This window comes from Streptomyces subrutilus (assembly GCF_001746425.1).
GTDB lineage: Bacteria > Actinomycetota > Actinomycetes > Streptomycetales > Streptomycetaceae > Streptomyces > Streptomyces subrutilus_A.
In genome coordinates this window covers 1,171,308-1,187,743 of sequence record NZ_MEHK01000001.1, presented here as the reverse complement: position 1 = coordinate 1,187,743, position 16,436 = coordinate 1,171,308, and the positions used below count along the sequence as shown (strand labels likewise).

General features: G+C 73.9%; 13 protein-coding genes. 7 read left to right on the top strand and 6 right to left on the bottom strand.

Features of this window, described 5'->3' with window-relative positions; all coding sequences use genetic code 11:
- Positions 1 to 24: 24 nt before the first annotated feature.
- Complete coding sequence (locus BGK67_RS06325; RefSeq protein WP_069918977.1) at positions 25 to 1,521, top strand: FUSC family protein; 1,497 nt, start codon at positions 25 to 27, stop codon at positions 1,519 to 1,521.
- On the opposite strand, the gene BGK67_RS06320 is transcribed toward BGK67_RS06325, so the two are convergent.
- Positions 1,511 to 3,808, bottom strand: a complete 2,298-nt coding sequence (locus tag BGK67_RS06320) for a HelD family protein (protein ID WP_069918976.1) — start codon at positions 3,806 to 3,808, stop codon at positions 1,511 to 1,513. The two genes, BGK67_RS06325 and BGK67_RS06320, sit on opposite strands and share 11 nt — an antisense overlap.
- Before the next feature lie 541 nt (positions 3,809 to 4,349).
- Between BGK67_RS06320 and BGK67_RS06315 the strand changes: the two genes are divergently transcribed.
- Together BGK67_RS06315 and BGK67_RS06310 are read left to right on the top strand one after the other, a co-directional pair.
- Positions 4,350 to 5,486 carry a nitric oxide synthase oxygenase gene (locus BGK67_RS06315; RefSeq protein ID WP_069918975.1) on the top strand — a complete coding sequence of 379 codons (1,137 nt, stop codon included), beginning with the start codon at positions 4,350 to 4,352 and terminating at the stop codon, positions 5,484 to 5,486.
- Between the two features lie 55 nt (positions 5,487 to 5,541).
- Entirely contained in the window at positions 5,542 to 6,612 is a 1,071-nt protein-coding gene (locus BGK67_RS06310) for a lactonase family protein (protein ID WP_069918974.1), read from the top strand.
- A 65-nt stretch (positions 6,613 to 6,677) separates the two neighbouring features.
- Here BGK67_RS06310 and BGK67_RS06305 read toward each other — a convergent pair whose 3' ends face one another.
- From BGK67_RS06305 to BGK67_RS06295, 3 genes are all read right to left on the bottom strand, one after another.
- Positions 6,678 to 7,592, bottom strand: a complete 915-nt coding sequence (locus tag BGK67_RS06305; protein WP_079154050.1) for a sirohydrochlorin chelatase — start codon at positions 7,590 to 7,592, stop codon at positions 6,678 to 6,680.
- Between the two features lie 97 nt (positions 7,593 to 7,689).
- Positions 7,690 to 8,376, bottom strand: coding sequence for a uracil-DNA glycosylase (locus BGK67_RS06300; RefSeq protein WP_069918972.1), 687 nt, complete (start codon positions 8,374 to 8,376; stop codon positions 7,690 to 7,692).
- An 11-nt stretch (positions 8,377 to 8,387) separates the two neighbouring features.
- Complete coding sequence (locus tag BGK67_RS06295) at positions 8,388 to 9,479, bottom strand: WD40/YVTN/BNR-like repeat-containing protein (RefSeq protein WP_069918971.1); 1,092 nt, start codon at positions 9,477 to 9,479, stop codon at positions 8,388 to 8,390.
- A gap of 220 nt (positions 9,480 to 9,699) precedes the next feature.
- Between BGK67_RS06295 and BGK67_RS06290 the strand changes: the two genes are divergently transcribed.
- The 3 genes from BGK67_RS06290 to BGK67_RS06280 all read left to right on the top strand — a co-directional run bounded on the left by BGK67_RS06290 (position 9,700) and on the right by BGK67_RS06280 (position 12,720).
- Positions 9,700 to 11,037 (top strand): wax ester/triacylglycerol synthase family O-acyltransferase, encoded by a 1,338-nt coding sequence (locus BGK67_RS06290; protein WP_069918970.1) that lies wholly within the window; start codon positions 9,700 to 9,702, stop codon positions 11,035 to 11,037.
- A gap of 80 nt (positions 11,038 to 11,117) precedes the next feature.
- Positions 11,118 to 12,218, top strand: a complete 1,101-nt coding sequence (locus BGK67_RS06285; protein WP_069918969.1) for an NADH:flavin oxidoreductase/NADH oxidase — start codon at positions 11,118 to 11,120, stop codon at positions 12,216 to 12,218.
- A gap of 151 nt (positions 12,219 to 12,369) precedes the next feature.
- On the top strand, positions 12,370 to 12,720 hold the full coding sequence (locus BGK67_RS06280; RefSeq protein ID WP_069918968.1) for an ArsR/SmtB family transcription factor: 351 nt from the start codon (positions 12,370 to 12,372) through the stop codon (positions 12,718 to 12,720).
- Between the two features lie 9 nt (positions 12,721 to 12,729).
- Here the strand turns inward: BGK67_RS06280 and BGK67_RS06275 are convergent, their stop codons facing one another.
- Together BGK67_RS06275 and BGK67_RS06270 are read right to left on the bottom strand one after the other, a co-directional pair.
- A complete protein-coding gene (locus BGK67_RS06275; RefSeq protein WP_069918967.1) occupies positions 12,730 to 14,088 on the bottom strand; it encodes an FAD-dependent oxidoreductase in 1,359 nt (452 codons plus the stop codon).
- A 52-nt stretch (positions 14,089 to 14,140) separates the two neighbouring features.
- On the bottom strand, positions 14,141 to 14,833 hold the full coding sequence (locus BGK67_RS06270; protein ID WP_244291159.1) for a DUF305 domain-containing protein: 693 nt from the start codon (positions 14,831 to 14,833) through the stop codon (positions 14,141 to 14,143).
- 78 nt (positions 14,834 to 14,911) lie between these two features.
- On the opposite strand from BGK67_RS06270, the gene BGK67_RS06265 reads away from it, so the two are divergent.
- Positions 14,912 to 16,396 carry an LVIVD repeat-containing protein gene (locus BGK67_RS06265; protein WP_069918966.1) on the top strand — a complete coding sequence of 495 codons (1,485 nt, stop codon included), beginning with the start codon at positions 14,912 to 14,914 and terminating at the stop codon, positions 16,394 to 16,396.
- The last annotated feature ends 40 nt before the right edge of the window (positions 16,397 to 16,436 follow it).

Below are 16,436 nucleotides of genomic sequence, written 5' to 3'. Positions count from 1 at the left end.
GGGCGGCACACCGCCGTGAAGAGGATGTTCGTGGCTCCGGACCCGGGGCGTCTGAGACTGCGCAACTCGGCCCGTGCGGTGATCGGCGTCGGCGCCGCCGTGGCCCTCGCGGAGCTCTGCGGCCTCTCCCTGACCGCCTCCATCACCGGGGGACTGGCCGCCCTGCTCGCCCTCTTCACCGTGGTCGACGCGAACGTGCGCGCCCAGCGCGTCACCACCGCCCTGCTGCCCGTCGCGGGCTTCCCGGTCCTCGCTCTGGCCACCACCCTGCACGGGGTGCCGCTCGTCCGGGACGCCGCCTTCCTCGCCGTCGTGTTCGCCGGGGTCTACGCCCGCCGCGGGGGCCCGCGCGGCCACGCCCTCGGCATCTTCGGCTTCATGATGTTCTTCGTCACCCAGTTCCTGCACGCCGTCCCCGGACAGCTGCCCGAGCTGTACGCCGCCGTCGGACTGGCCCTGCTCGCCGCCGGGGCCGTGCGCTTCGTGCTGTGGCCCATCGAGCGCCGCACCCCGCCCGCCCCCGCCCCGCCCGGCCTGCCGGGCACGGGCCTCGCGCGACCCACCACCCGCCAGGCCTTCCAGGCCACCGCCGCCTGCGCCTTCGCCCTCGCCATCGGCCAGGCGCTCTCCGAGGACCGCTGGTACTGGGCCGTCGGCACCGCCTGGTGGATCTTCGTGAACACCGCCTCCCGAGGCGAGACCCTCGTACGGGGCTTCCGGCGGGTCCTCGGCACCGTCCTCGGCATCGCCGCCGGGCTGCTGATCGCCGTACCGCTGCACGGCGCGCCCGCGCCGACCGCGGCCCTCGTCGCCGTGTGCGTCTTCGGGATCTTCTACACCGCGGCCCCCTCCTACTCCTGGATGATGTTCTTCGTCACCGTCATGGCCGGGCTGCTCTACGGACTCCTCGGGGTCCTGCACCCCGGACTGCTGCTCCTGCGCTTCCAGGAGACGGCGGTCGGCGCGCTCGGCGTGGCCCTCGCCGTCGTGATCATCCTCCCGGTGACCACCCACGCCGCCAACGACGCCTGGATCCAGCGCGCCCTGCACTGCGTCCGCGCCTCCACCGCGGCCGCCCTGGACCGGCTCGCGGGCAACCCCGCCGCCGACCCCGCCCCGCACGCCGCCGAACTGGAACTCCTGCTGGGCCGGGTACGGATGGCCCTCGCGCCCCTCGTCCACCCGCTGAGCCCGCTGCGCGCCCGCAAGGCCCGGGCCCGCCAGGTGCTGGCGCTGCTCGACGAATGCGCCCGGGAGGTGCGCGGACTGGTCGCCGTCGCCGCCGACCCGCAGGCCTCGCACGACGCCCGGCTGGCCGCCGCCTGCTGGCGCGTGGAGGCCGCCGTCGAGGCGCTCACCGCGCCCGACAGCACCCCCGAGCTCATCGCACCGCCCCGGCCCCGGCCCGCCGCGCCCGCGGAACCGGCCCTCGCCCACCTGCACGGCCTGGAGCACGCCCTCGTCGCGCTCGCCGCCCCGCTGCGCACCGACCCGCGGGCACCCCTGGTCATCAGCGCCTGAGCAGCCCCTCGCCGGCCGCCTCCAGCCCCGCCGGCAGCCGGCCGGGGGTGTGCACCACCCCCAGGGCCTGCGTGGCCCGGGTCAGCGCCACGTACAGGTCGCTCGGCTGGAAGTCGGCCGGCTCCACCACGATCACCGTGTCGAACTCCAGCCCCTTGGCCTGGCGCGGATCGAGCAGGACCACCTCCCGGGTCAGATCCGGCTGCGCCCCGGCCCGCACCCCCGGCAGCCCCGCGGCCAGCGGGGCGTGCAGCTCCCGGGGCGCGATCACCGCGAGCCGCCCCTGCGCGGGCAGCTCCCGGCGCACCGCCTCCGCGACGGCCCCCGCCAGGTCCTGCGCCGCCCGGGCCCACGGGCGGACCCCGGTGGCCCGTACCGAGCTCGGCGGGGCGAAGCCGGGATCGCGGTCCCGCAGCACGGCGGCCGCCACCTCCATGATCTCGGCGGGCGTACGGTAGTTGACCCCCAGCCGGACCAGCTCCCAGCGCTCGCCCACGTACGGGCGCAGGACGCGCTCCCACGATCCGCAGCCCGCCTCCTCTGCGGTCTGGGCCGGATCGCCGACCAGCGTCATCGAGCGGGTCGGGCAGCGCCGCATCAGCAGCCGCCACGCCATCTCCGACAGCTCCTGCGCCTCGTCCACGATCACGTGCCCGAAGGCCCAGGTGCGGTCCGCGGCGGCCCGCTCGGCCGCGCTGCGGTGGTCGGCCTCCTCCTGGCGCTCGGCCATCCGCTCGGCGTCGATGATGTCGTGCGCCGCGAGGTACTCGTTCTCCTCGTCCTCGAACTCGTAGGACCGGGAGCCCTCCGACAGGTCCAGCACCCCCTGCGCGTAGGCGATGCGCCGCTGCCGCTCGCGCTCCTCGGCGGCGCGCCGCGCGCTGTCGTCCTCCCCGAGCAGCTCCGCCGCCTCGTCCAGCAGCGGCACGTCGGCCGGGGTCCAGTCCGGCCGCGCCGACGGCTCGCGCCGGATCAGCTCCGCCTCGTGCGCCGGCAGGTGCGTGGGCTCCGCCAGGAAGTCGCGGACCAGCCGCTCGGGGGTCAGCGAGGGCCACAGGGAGTCGATCGCCGCGTGCACGGCCGGGCTCATCGCGATCTCCTTGCCCAGCTGGGCCACGTCGTCCGGGCCCAGCAGGTTCGGGCCGCCGTACGGATCCGCCCCCAGCCGGTCGGCGAGCTGCGCGGTGAGCGCGTCGATGATCCGGAAGGCGAAGGAGGGCCGCGCCTCGTTGTGCGGCAGCCCGGTGGCCCGGGCCCGGTCCCGCGCCTCGTACGCCATCGTGCGGTCCAGCAGCAGCGTCCCGTAGTCGTCGTGGTCGATCTCCAGCGCGGGCTCGGGCACCGTGTCGAACTCCTCGCCGGTGCGGGCCGGCACGGTCTCCGGCAGACACTGCCGGTCCTCGACCACCCGCGCCAGGACCCGCGCCATCGAGGCCCGGCCCTTCACCGCGGCCGCGCCGGGCCGGTCGGTCCCCGTCGCGTGCACACCGGGATAGAGCTCGCCCGGCGTGGCGAGCAGGACTCCCGTCTCGCCGAGCGCCGGCAGTACCCCGCCGATGTAGCCCAGGAACGCGGGGCCCGGCCCGACGATCAGCACCCCGCGCTTGGCGAGCAGCTCGCGGTGCGCGTACAGCAGGTACGCGGCCCGGTGCAGGGCCACCGCCGTCTTGCCGGTGCCGGGCCCGCCCTCGACGACCAGCACCCCGCGGTGCGTGGAGCGGATGACGCGGTCCTGTTCCGCCTGGATGGTGCGCACGATGTCGTGCATCCGGCCCGTCCTGGCGGCGTCCAGCGCGGCGAGCAGCACGGCGTCCGCGTCGGCGCCCTCGTACCCGGTGCGCTCCGCGTCCGCCAGGTCGAGGATCTCGTCGTGCAGGGCGGTCACCACCCGTCCGCGGCTGCTGATGTGCCGGCGTCGCCGCAGGCCCATGGGAGTGTGGCCGGTGGCGAGGTAGAAGGGCCGGGCCACCTCGGCCCGCCAGTCCAGCACCAGGGGCGTGCGCTCCGCGTCGTCCGCGCGGATTCCGATGCGCCCGATGTGGTGGTCGCGGCCGTCGGAGAACTCCAGACGGCCGAAACACAGGCCGTTCTCTCCCGCATTCAGCGCGGAAAGCAGTCCGGACTGCTCGGCGACCAGGACATCGCGCTCCAGACGTGCCTGAGCACCGTTCCCGACCTCCCGCAATGCTCCCTCGACAGCGCGTTCGGCCTGGTCGCGCAGGTGGTCGAGGCGCACATAGAGGTCCGTGACGAATTGCTGCTCTTTACGGAATTCCTCGGTTGACAATTGAACTCCTGCCGCGATACAGTGTCCTCGAAAGCTTCCTCATGTCCTCGTTTTCCGACGAAGTCATGAACCATTGAATATACGCTCTCCCCTCCCTCGGCAGCGAATTCCGCCGGGGGATTTTTTGCGTACCGTGGATCTCATGACCACCGCCCACGGCTCCGCCGGCGGCGGCTGGACGCTGGTGGAAGGTGCGGCGGACTGCGCCAGGGAGCGGGGGGCCGAGCACCTTAGGACGGCACGCCCGCTTCTGGGGAGCAGGCGCTCTTCATGAGTCGGCCCTGCCTCCGGCGGGTCGGCGAGCACCCACCGCAGGTCTCTGGAAAGGGGCGACCTGAGGGGTCAACTCCCGGGATGCGGCGGATCGTACGCTCCTTCGAGCCACCTCGCAGGCCGATCCCAGAAGATCACTCGGAGGAGTGTTCCGGACGGCCGTTGCCCGTGGTGCTGACCTGCGGCATGTACAACGGGTGATTGTTTACTGCACACTCATCCGGCATGTACAGGGTGGATCTGCTCGGACAGGGGGTACCGGCCCGGAATGGAAATACCGCAACAGCGCTCCACCACCGCTCAGGTGTGGGAAGCGGCCGAGGAGTTCATCCGACTCTTCCACAGGGAGAACCACGATGCCGGCGATCCGCGCGACCGGCTCGCCGCCGTACGGTCCGAACTGGCGGAGACCGGAACCTACCGGCACACACCCGAGGAGCTGGTCCACGGGGCCCGGGTGGCCTGGCGCAACAGCAACCGCTGCATAGGCAGGCTCTACTGGAACTCCCTGCGGGTCCGGGACCGCCGGGAGAGCACCGATGCCGAGGGCATCGCCGCCGAATGCTTCGAGCACCTGCGCGAGGCGACCAACGGGGGCCGGGTCAGGCCCACGATCACCGTCTTCGCCCCCGACGCCCCGGACCGCCCCGGCCCGCTGATCTGGAGCGAGCAGCTCGTCCGATACGCCGGCTACGGGGACCACCACTCCGTCACCGTCGGGGACGCCCGCAACGCCCCGCTGACCGAGGCCCTGCTGAGGCTCGGCTGGCGCGGCGGCGCCGGCACCCCCTTCGACCTCCTGCCGCTCGTGGTGCAGGGCGTCGACGACAAGCCGCGCTGGTTCGACACCCCCGAGGACGCCGTCCTGGAAGTCCCGATCGGGCACCCCGACGACGAGGGCTGGGCGCAGTGGGGACTGCGCTGGCACGCCGTCCCCGCCATCTCCAACATGTGCCTGGAAATCGGCGGCATCCACTACCCGGCCGCGCCGTTCAACGGCTGGTACATGGGTACCGAGATCGGCGCCCGCAACCTCGCCGACACCGACCGGTACAACCTGCTGCCCGCCGTGGCCCGCCGGCTCGGCCTGGACACCTCCAGCGACCGCTCCCTGTGGAAGGACCGCGCGCTCGTCGAGCTCAACCGGGCTGTCCTGCACTCCTTCGACCGCGCCGGGGTCACCATGGCCGACCACCACACCGAGTCCCGGCGCTTCCTGTCCCACCTGGAACGGGAGGAGCGCAAGGGCCGCGACGTGGGCGCGGACTGGTCCTGGATCGTGCCGCCGATCTCCGGCTCGGCGACCCCGGTCTTCCACCGCACGTACGAGGACCGGCCGAGCAGCACCGCGTACGTCCACCACCCGGGCGCCCAAGACCGGGCCCAGGGGCGGGATTTGGTATAGACCTTCTGTTACCGTCGGCTCCGGACGGATCCGGAACGGCGGAGAGGGGCATCCCGTGGACGGCGCGCAGAACTCGGACCAGGGCGGCGGACACCGGGCCTACATCGGCTCGTTCACCTCGGGGGGCGGCCGCGGTGTCACCACCGCGGCCGTGGATCCGGCCACCGGAGCCCTGACCCCGCTCGCGGCCACCGGCGCAGCCGTCGCGGACCCCTCGTACCTCGCCCTCGACCCCGGCGCGGGCGTGCTCTACGCCGTGAGCGAGACCGGAGACGGAGCGGTGGCCGCCTTCACGCCCACCGCCGAGGGCCTCGCCCCGCTCGGCGCCCCCGTCCCCGTCGGCGGCTCCGGGCCCACCCACCTCAGCCTGGCCGGAGGCCGGCTGCTCACCGCCAACTACACCTCGGGCAGCGTCAGCAGCCTGCCGCTCGCCGCCGACGGCAGCCCGGGCGGCCCCGCGGCCGTCCTCGCGCACGAGGGGTCGGGCCCCGACCCCGACCGTCAGGAACGGCCGCACGCGCACCAGGTGGTGCCCGACCCGAGCGGCCGCTGGGTGCTCAGCGTGGACCTCGGCACCGACTCGGTACGGGTCTGCGCGCTCGACCCGGCCTCCGGCGGGCCGCGGCCCCACACCGAGACCGTTCTGCGTGCCGGAACCGGACCCCGGCACCTCGCCTTCCACCCGGACGGCACGGTCGCCTACGTCCTGCACGAGCTGGAGCCGCAGCTGACCGTCTGCCGCTGGAACGCGGCCGCCGGGCAACTGGAACCGGTCGCCGAGGTTCCGATCGCCTCCGCGGGCCCGTCAGGGGCCGTACGGGCCTACCCCTCGGCAGTCGTGGCCTCGCCGGACGGCCGCTTCGTGTGGGCGGCCGTCCGCGGGGCCGACACCATCGTCACCCTCTCGCTGGCCGCGGGCGCCGAGAAGCCGGAGCTCACCGGCGTCGTCCGCTGCGGCGGCAGCTGGCCGCGGGACCTCGCGGCCGACCCCGCGGGGCGCCGGCTGTACGCGGCCAACGAGCGCTCGGGGGACGTCACCTGGTTCGACGTCGACCCCGTGACCGGGCAGCCGCGCCGGGCCGGCTCGGTGGCCGTGCCCGCCGCCACCTGCGTGGTCTTCGACTGACGCCCGCAGACGCGAGGGCCCCCGCCGGTGTCGGCGGGGGCCCTCGCGTCGTGGTGCGTGCGGGATCAGTGGGCGGAGGCGCCCTGGCTGAGTCCGAGGGCCGCCGAGTACTGCGCTACGGCGAGCTTGCCGAGCGCGCCGTAGGCGCCCAGCACCTCGGAGGCGGCGCAGTCGGCTTCCTTGCAGGCGCTGTCCAGCAGCCCCTCGGCGGCTTCCGGGCCGATCAGGTACGGGGCGAGCGCGAGCTGCGTGGAGCCCTCGCGGCGCAGCTGCTCGGCGACGGCGGCCACCGAGCCCTCCTCGTCGAGCGCGGCCGCCTTGACCGGTACGGCGAGCCGGGCGGCGAGCAGCATCCCGGTGATCCCGGCGGCCTGTACGGCCTCCTCGCCACCGGTCGTGGCCAGCACGATGCCGTCGGCGGCGGTGGTCACGGTGAACAGCCGGGCGCGGTCGGCACGGGCCAGGCCCGCCTCGGACAGGCGCACGTGCAGGCCCTCGGCGAGCAGCGGGTGCGGACCGAGCACGTCGGCCAGCTCGGCCGCGGCCGAGGAGTCCATCAGCGCCTGGCGGACCCGGCGCAGCAGGTCGCCGTCGGGGCCGGCCAGCAGCGGGACCACCACGGCGTCCGGGCCGGTCGGTGCGGGCACCTCGTGGCCGGCGGCGCGGGCGAACTCCGCACGCGCGGCACGCTCGGTCGCGACGGCGGTCAGCACCCCGGACAGGGACGGGAACTCGGAGGCGTCGTCACCCTCGAGGAACCCGATGCGGGCATCGAGGCCCGGCAGCTCGGAACGGCCGATGCTGATGATCTCTTCCGCCAGCCCGCGCGAGACGGCCGAAGGGACACCGGGCACGGCGAGCACCAGCGCGGGCGCGCCCTCGGGCGCCACCGCGGGCTCGGGCCGGCGGTGCCGTCCGGTCTGGCGGGGTCGCGGCATTCGTACGGGCAGGCCATTTGCGGGCCCAGTGGGGGAGCTCATGGCGCCGCATGCTACTGGCTTATCGGATCCGGGTGTTCGGGCAGGGCCTTCTCCGGTGGCATCTGTCCGTATTTATCCGGTGAAGGGCCGACAGGGCTCAACTCACGGACGGCAAGCGCCAGTCCACAGGCTGTGAGCCTTGGTCCGCCAGCAGCTGGTTGGTGCGGCTGAACGGCCTGGATCCGAAGAACCCGAAATCGGCCGACTTGGGGGAGGGGTGGGAGGACTCCACCACCGGCAGTTCCCCGAGGAGCGGCCGCAGGTTGCGGGCCGCCCGGCCCCAGAGGATGGACACCAGCGGCTTGCCGCGCGCGGCGAGCGCCCGGATGGCCTGGTCGGTGACGGCCTCCCAGCCCTTGCCCTGGTGGGCGTTGGACCTGCGGGGCGCCGTGGTCAGCGAGCGGTTGAGCAGCAGCACGCCCTGCCGGGTCCACGGGGTGAGGTCGCCGTTGGCGGGGCGGCCGGTGCCGAGGTCCCGGTGCAGCTCCAGGAAGATGTTGTCGAGGCTCGGCGGCACCGGCCGCACCTGCGGCGCGACCGAGAAGGACAGGCCCACCGCGTGCCCCGGAGTGGGGTACGGGTCCTGGCCCACGATCAGTACCTTCACCTCGTCGAAGGGCTGCTGGAAGGCGCGCAGGACGTTCGCCCCGGCCGGGACATAGGTCCGGCCCGCCGCGATCTCGGCGCGCAGGAAGTCCCCCATCGCGGCGATCTGCCCCGCCACCGGCTCCAGAGCCCGGGCCCAGCCCGGCTCGACGATCTCGTTCAACGGTCGTGCTGCCACGGTGGATCACTCTACTGGCCGATCGTCGCCGCCCGCACGCACAGGACGTCGGGCAGGTGCTCCGCCAGCAGCTGCCAGGTCTCCCCGTCGTCGTGGCTGGCGTACAGCTCGCCGTTGCGGTTGCCGAAGTAGATCCCCGCCGGATCGGCGTCGTCCGTGCACAGCGCGTCCCGCAGCACCGTGCCGTAGTGGTCCCCGTCCGGCAGCCCCTTCGTGAGCGGCTCCCAGCTGGCGCCCGCGTCCCGGGTGCGGAAGACCCGGCACCGGTGCTCGGCCGGCACCCGGTCGGAGTCGGCGTTGAGCGGGAAGACGTAGGCGGTGTCGGGCTGGTGGGGGTGGGCGGCCACCGCGAAGCCGAAGTCGGAGGGCAGCCCGCCGCCGATGTCGGTCCACCGGGTCCCCGCGTCGTCGCTGCGGTAGACGCCCCAGTGGTTCTGCAGGTACAACCGGTCCGTGTTTCCGGCGTCCTGGGCGATCTTGTGGACGCACTGGCCGAACTCGGGGTTCGGATCGGGCAGGAACACCGCGGACACCCCGTTGTTGGAGGGCTCCCAGCTGGCTCCGCCGTCCTTCGTCCGGAACACCCCGGCGGTGGAGACGGCCACGGTCACCGCGTCCCGGTCGCGCGGATCGGTGATCACCGTGTGCAGGCCCTCGCCGCCGCCGCCGGGCTGCCAGCTGCCGCGGCTCGGGTGCTCCCACAGCGGGCGGACCAGCTCGAAGGACTCGCCGCGGTCCGCCGACCGGAACAGCGCGGCCGGCTCGGTGCCCGCGTAGACCACGTCCGGGGCCTCCGGGCCGGCGGGCTGGAGCTGCCAGACGCGCTCCAGGGAGGCTCCGGTGTCCTGGGGGAACCGCACCGCGGCCGCGGCGGGCTCCCGCCACGTCGCCCCGAGGTCGTCGGAGCTGAAGACGGACGGTCCCCAGTGTGAACTGTCCCCGCCGACCAGCAGCCGGGGCGCCGGCCCCCGCCGGTCGACGGCGACCGCGTACACGGCCTGGGCATTGAAGTGGGGGCCGTCGAACTCCCACGGCGCCGCGCCCCGGCGGCGGCCGATGAAGAGTCCCTTGCGGGTACCCACGAGCAGCAGTACGTCGGCCATGGCCGGTACCTCCGGACTTCGTCGTCCATGCATCGGAGCTTTTCGGCCAGTCTGCACCCGCCCACCGACAGCGGCCCGGCGGGCGGCGCGGTGTCCCGAGCCGCTGGTTGATACGGATCATTTACGACTCGTTTACGATCGAGAATTGGTTGTTGCTTGCATGTGGGTGTGCGGAATGGATTGACTTCAAGCCACCGCAGCAGCACGCGAGAGGACGCACGTGGCAACGGAGCACCTGTCCCCGCTCGACCTGGCCTTCTGGCGGATCGAATCCGCCGCCCACCCCATGCACCTCGGCGCACTCGCCGTCTTCACGGCCGACGGCCGTGGACCCGGCGCCGCCGAACACGCCGCCGAACTGCTCACCGCCCGCTGCGCCGCCGTACCGGGCCTGCGCCGCCGGATCCGGGACGTCCTGCTGCCGGTCGGCGCGGCCGCCTGGTCGTCCGACCCCCGTTTCGACCCGGCGCGGCACGTGTTCCTCGTCCGCACGGAGGAGCCCGCGCACACCGCCGCGAGCCCGCTGATGGCGCGGCCCCTGGACCGGGATCTGCCGCCCTGGGAGGCGCACGTGCTGGCCGGGCCCGACCCGGACTCCTTCGCCGTGCTGTTCAAGTTCCACCACGCCCTCGCCGACGGCCTGGGCGCGCTCGCCCTGGCGGCGGCGCTGTTCGACGAGGGTCCGGACCTGCGGCCGCCCGCCCGGTCCGGCCCCGCGGGGCGGCCCGTCCCCGAGCAGCGGGCCGGCTCCGCCCTGCGCCGGCTGCCGGGATTCTTCGCGGCCCGGGTCCAGGAGGTAGGCCAGGCCCTGGAGATCGGCGCCGCCGTGGCCCGGGCCGGGCTGCCGCTGGGGGTCCCCGGCGCGCTCACCGCGGGAGCCTCCGGCACGAGCGCCCGTACGGTCGCGGGGCTCGCCCTCGACCTCGACGAGGTCGGCCTCGTCCGCAAGGCCGCCGGAGGCACCGTCAACGACGTGCTGATCTCGGTGGTCGCCGGCGGGCTGCGGCGTTGGCTGGAGGGCCGGGGCGACCCCGCGCCCCGCGGGCCGGGCCCGCGTGCCCTGATCCCGGTGTCCCGCCGCGGCCGGCCCGGAGGCGGCGGGGGCAACCGGCTCTCCGGATACCTGCTGCGGCTGCCGCTCGCCGAACGGGACCCGCTGCTGCGCCTGGGCCGCGTGAGGGCGGCGATGGACCGCAACAAGGACGCGGGTCCGGCGCGCGGCGCGGGGGCCGTCGCCCTGCTCGCCGACCACGTCCATCCGCTCGGCCACCGGCTCGGCGGGCCGTACGTCGCCCAGGCCGCCCGGCTGCTCTTCGACATCCTGGTGACCAGCGTTCCGCTGCCCGGCCTGACCTTCTCCCTCGGCGGGAGCCGGGTCCGCGAGGTCTATCCGCTCGCCCCGCTGGCCCACGGGCAGTCCCTGGCCGTCGCGGTCTCCACCTACAAGGGGACCGCCCATTACGGCATCGTCGCCGATGCGGCCGCCGTCCCGGATCTGCCCGCCCTCGCACAGGCGCTGCGCGAGGAGCTCGACGCACTTGTACGAGAGGTCTCGTAGTACGAGGGTTTTCGTAGTACGGTTACTCTCGTACTTAGCCGCCGATCCCCGGTCCGCCGGTGACGTCTGGAGAGCCCCCGATGAGTGCTGCCCCCGCTGCCTTCGCCGCCCTGTTCGCGCCCTACACCCTCCGCTCGGTCACCGTCCCGAACCGCGTGTGGATGGCCGCGATGTGCCAGTACAGCGCCGAGCCCGCCGGCCCGAACGCGGGCGTGGCCCACGACTGGCACTTCGCCCACTACGCGGCCCGCGCCGCCGGCGGCACCGGCCTGATCATCCAGGAGGCCACCGCCGTCTCCCCGGAGGGCCGGATCTCCCCCTACGACCTCGGCATCTGGAACGACACCCAGGTCGAGGCGCTGCGCCGGATCACCGGCTTCCTGAAGGCCCAGGGCACCGTCCCCGGCATCCAGATCGCCCACGCCGGACGCAAGGCGTCCACCGACCGCCCCTGGAAGGGCGGCGGCCCCGTCGGCCCCGAGGAGCACGGCTGGCAGGCGCTCGCGCCCCGCGCCGTGCCGTTCTCCGAAGCCCACCCGGTGCCCCACGAGCTGACGGCCGATGAGATCCGGGAGGTCGTCGGACAGTTCGCGGCCGCGGCCGAGCGGGCGCTCGCGGCGGGCTACGAGGTCGTGGAGATCCACGGCGCGCACGGCTACCTGATCGGCGAATTCCTCTCCCCGCACAGCAACAAGCGCACCGACGCGTACGGCGGCTCCTTCGACAACCGCACCCGCTTCGCCCTCGAGGTCGTCGACGCCGTACGGTCGGTGTGGCCCGACGAGCTCCCGCTCTTCTTCCGGATCTCCGCCACCGACTGGCTGGAGGCGGACGGCTGGACCGCCGACGAGACGGTTCGGCTGGCCCGGCTGCTCCAGGAGCACGGGGTGGACCTCCTCGACGTCTCCACCGGCGGCCTCGCCCCCGGCGTGACGATCCCGGTCGGCCCGGGCTACCAGGTGCCCTTCGCCGCCCGGGTCAAGGCCGAGACGAGCCTGCCCACGGCCGCCGTCGGCCTGATCACCGAACCGGAGCAGGCCGAGAAGATCCTGGCGAACGGCGAGGCCGACGCGGTCCTGCTGGGGCGGGAGCTGCTGCGCGACCCGTACTGGGCCCGCCGCGCGGCCGCCGAACTGGGCGCGGAGATCCGTACGCCGGCCCCGTACCACCGGTCCTGGTGACGCGCGGTCCCGGCGCCTCACCGGTTCCGGTGAGGGACCGGGACCCGTGAGGGACCGGTTCCGGTGAGGCCGGGCCGCATCCGGCCCGGCTCCTACGATGACTCTCGTACGATGGGGCCCGACCATCCAGGCGAGCGAGCGGAGCAGGCACATGACGGAACGTGACGCGGCCCGCGCCCTGGCCCACCCCGACGCGGCCGCCATCCGCTTGGAAGGAGTGCTGCACGCGCTCTCCGACCCGGTCCGGCTCTCCATCGTCCGGGACCTGGACGGCTCGGCCTCCGCGCTGGCCTGCTCCTCCTTCGACCTGCCGGTCACCAAGTCCACGACCACCCACCACTTCCGCGTCCTGCGGGAGAGCGGCGTCGTACGCCAGACCTACCGCGGCACCACCAAGCTCAACGCCCTGCGCCGCGATGAGCTGGAGGACCTCTTCCCCGGCCTCCTCGACAGCGTGCTCACGGCGGCCGCCGCCGAGGAAGCCCGCCTGGGCAAGGCCTGAAGCGACCCCTCAGGCCAGCCCGGCCGCGCCCAACAGGCCCTGCCAGTCGGGGATCTTCACCGAGCGGCGGCCCAGCGAGCGGCCCAGATCGGCCTCGGCGGTCTCCACGGCCAGCCAGCCCGGCCACTCCACCGGCCGCAGCCCCGCCGCGCGCAGCGCGTCCAGCGGGTCGCCGGGCAGCTCGCGCCCGGCCAGCGCCCCCGCGTCCTGGAGCAGCGAGGACGCGGTCTCCTTGGCGCAGGGCCGGTTCGTGCCGATCACCCCGGTCGGGCCGCGCTTGATCCAGCCCGCCACGTACTCGCCGACCGAGGCCCGGCCCGCGCGCACCACCCGGCCCGCCGCGTGCGGGACCGTGCCCGTCGCCGGGTCGAAGGGCAGGCCCGCCAGCGGGACTCCCTTGTACCCCACCGAGCGCAGCACCAGCTGCGCCGCGATGTCCTCGTACACGCCCGTACCGGTCACCCCGCCCCGGCCATCGGGCGCCGTCCGCTCGAAGCGCATGCCGCTGACCCGGCCGTCGGGACCGCCCAGGATCTCCACCGGGCGCAGGTAGAACCGCAGGTCGATGCGGCGCCCCGCCCCGCCCGGACCCCGCTCCGCCCAGCCGCGCAGCACTTCGAGGTTGCGCCGGGCCACCGCGGGCAGCGCCGCGGCAGCGGCCGGGTCGCCGTACACCGGGTCGAGGGCCGCCTCGGCGGGGTCCACCACGGCGTCGACACCGGGCAGCGTGCCCAGCTCCCGCAGCTCCTTGGTGGTGAACTTGCCCTGCGAGGGACCGCGCCGGGCCACCATCGCCACCCGTCGCACCCCGCTCTCGGCGAGCGCGCCGAGCGCCCGCTGAGGCATGTCCGTCGGCGCCAGCTCCGCCTCGCCCCGGGCCAGGATCCGGGTCACGTCCACCGCGACGTTGCCCGCGCCGACCACCACCGCCGAGTCCACCTCGGCCAGCCCGAAGGCCTCGGCGACGGCGTCGGGATGTCCGCTGTACCAGGACACGAAGGCCGTCGCGGAGTGCACGCCGGCCAGTTCCTCGCCGGGGATCCCCAGCATGCGGTCGCGCGCCGCGCCCACGCAGTACACCACCGCGTGGTACAGCTCCAGCAGCCGCTCCGTGGACAGCAGCTCCCCGCCGACCTCGACGTTCCCGAGGAAGCGGATCCGCTCGTCCTCGAGCACGGCGCGCAGGCTGCCCTGCAGCGACTTGATCTTCTCGTGGTCGGGCGCGACCCCGTACCGCACGAGCCCGTACGGAGCCGGCAGCCGGTCCAGGACGTCGACCCGCACCCCCGGCACCTCGCGCTGCTGCACCAGGGTCTGGGCCGCGTAGACCCCGCTGGGGCCCGATCCGACGACGGCGATACGAAGCACGGCGGAGCTCCTCCCGCAGGTGGTCCCAGCATGACACCGGGGGCTCCGGCCGTCAGCCCATCGCGCGCATCCGGTGGACCTCGGCGGTCTGCGTGGCCACCACCTCGGTGGCCATCTCCTCGACCGCGACGTTGTTGCCGCCGGCCAGCGCCTGGCCCGCCATCTTCAGCGCGCCCTCGTGGTGCGCGGTCATCAGCTTCAGGAACAGCCGGTCGAAGTCGGCGCCGGTGGCCCCGGTCAGCTCCCGCAGCTGCTGCTCCGTGGCCATGCCGGGCATCGCGCCGTGGCCGTGGCCGTGCCCGCCGGAGCCGGCCTGCGGCGCGGGGTGGCGGGCCAGCCACCGCTCCATCGCCCCGATCTCGGGCTGCTGGGCGGCCGCGATCCGCTCCGCCAGGCGCTTGACCCCGTCCGCCGAGGCCCGCTGCGGCGCCAGCGCGCTCATCGTCAGCGCCTGCCGGTGGTGCTCGATCATGCCCTGTACGTAGGCGTGGTCGGCGGCGTTCGGGGTGTCGTCCGGCTTCTCCCCGGCGGCCTGTTCGGGGGTGAGGGTGCGCGCTTTCTCGCCCGGTTTGCCCGGTGCGACGACCACGGGCCGGCCGTCCTCGGCCGCCGCCGCACCGGGCCGGTCCTCGTCCTGGCAGCCGGCGAGCACCAGCAGGAGGCCCGCGGCCACGGCCGCCGCGGGGAACCGGCCCCGCCGGGTTTCCCGTGCCTTGCGTCCCCGGGGGTCTTTTGCCATGTCCATGGAAAGGAAGATACTGCCGGGGTCCGGGTTCCGTTCCCCCATCGAGCGGAACCGACCGGACTCCCATGGGAGGGCACAGTGAGCTCGTTCCACAGCACGAGAGTGCGCAAAGGGAGAGTAGGGGCGGCCGTCGCGGCGGCCGGACTCCTCGCCACGCTCCTGGCCGCCGGACCTGCGGCCGCCACCCCCGACCCGGGCGACCTCGCACCGGGCGGCGGCAGCCGGCAGGACGCGGGCATCGTCGAGGGCCGGGAGATCGCCCCCGGCGAGGTCCCCGGCCAGGACGAGATCGTGCACAGCAAGAACATCAAGCACCTGGCGAACGTTCCCCTCGCCGAGACCGCGACGATCAACACCGACCTGGCCTTCCAGGGCAAGTACGCCTACGCGGGCAACTACAACGGCTTCACGATCTACGACATCGCCAATCCCAGGGCGCCGAAGACCGTCAGCCAGGTGCTGTGCCCCGGCGGCCAGAACGACATCTCCGTCCACGGGGACCTGCTCTTCCTCTCCACCGACTCCTCGCGCAGCGACGACTCCTGCACCAGCGTCACGCAGCCCGCCACGGAGAAGTCCTCGTGGGAGGGCATCAAGATCTTCGACATCAAGGACAAGAAGAACCCCCGGTACATCAAGTCCGTCGAGACCAACTGCGGTTCCCACACCCACACCCTGGTGCCGGACGGCCGTGACATCTACGTGTACGTCGCCTCGTACTCCCCGAACGAGGCCTTCCCCGACTGCAAGCCGCCGCACGACGGCATCTCGGTGGTGAAGGTCCCGAAGAAGGCGCCGACCAAGGCCGCGGTCGTCGCCTTCCCGGTCCTGTTCCCGGACGGAGGCAACCCCGGCGGGCCCACCAACCCCGGCGTCTCCAAGACCACCGGCTGCCACGACATCACCGTGCTGCCGTCGAAGAACCTGGCCGCCGGCGCCTGCATGGGAGACGGCATCCTCTTCGACATCAGCCGGCCCGAGCAGCCGAGGGTCATCGACCGGGTGCAGGACAACGTGAACTTCGCGTTCTGGCACTCGGCCACCTTCAACCAGCGGGCGAACAAGGTGGTGTTCACCGACGAGCTCGGCGGCGGTGGCGGCGCCACCTGCGACGAGGCCACCGGCCCGAACCGCGGCGCCGACGGGATCTACGACATCACCGGCCGCGGGGACGAGCGCAAGCTCGCGTTCCGCAGCTACTTCAAGATCCCGCGCCACCAGGCCGACACCGAGAACTGCGTGGCCCACAACGGCTCGCTGATCCCGGTCGGCGGCGGCCGCGACATCATGGTCCAGGCGTGGTACCAGGGCGGTGTGTCGGTATGGGACTTCACCGACTCCGCCCGGCCCGAGGAGATCGGGTACTTCGAACGCGGCCCGCTGACCACCGACGCGCTCGGGCTCGGCGGCTCCTGGTCGGCGTACTACTACAACGGCCACATCTATTCGAACGACATCGCCAAGGGCTTCGACGTGCTCAGGCTCGACGACTGGCGCACCGAGAGCGCCAAGTGGGTGTGGATGGACCGGCTCAACGTCCAGACCCAGCCCGAGTACCGCTGACCGCCGCTGATCCGGTCCGCGGCTGACCCGTCCGCCGGTG

What these genes read in the sequence shown, in the direction of transcription:
- BGK67_RS06315 (WP_069918975.1), top strand. Translation starts at nt 4,350, where the DNA reads ATGGAAATACCGCAACAGCGCTCCACCACCGCTCAGGTGTGGGAAGCG.
- BGK67_RS06325 (WP_069918977.1), top strand. Translation starts at nt 25, where the DNA reads ATGTTCGTGGCTCCGGACCCGGGGCGTCTGAGACTGCGCAACTCGGCC.
- BGK67_RS06285 (WP_069918969.1), top strand. Translation starts at nt 11,118, where the DNA reads ATGAGTGCTGCCCCCGCTGCCTTCGCCGCCCTGTTCGCGCCCTACACC.
- BGK67_RS06295 (WP_069918971.1), bottom strand. Translation starts at nt 9,479, where the DNA reads ATGGCCGACGTACTGCTGCTCGTGGGTACCCGCAAGGGACTCTTCATC.
- BGK67_RS06280 (WP_069918968.1), top strand. Translation starts at nt 12,370, where the DNA reads ATGACGGAACGTGACGCGGCCCGCGCCCTGGCCCACCCCGACGCGGCC.
- BGK67_RS06305 (WP_079154050.1), bottom strand. Translation starts at nt 7,592, where the DNA reads ATGAGCTCCCCCACTGGGCCCGCAAATGGCCTGCCCGTACGAATGCCG.
- BGK67_RS06270 (WP_244291159.1), bottom strand. Translation starts at nt 14,833, where the DNA reads ATGGACATGGCAAAAGACCCCCGGGGACGCAAGGCACGGGAAACCCGG.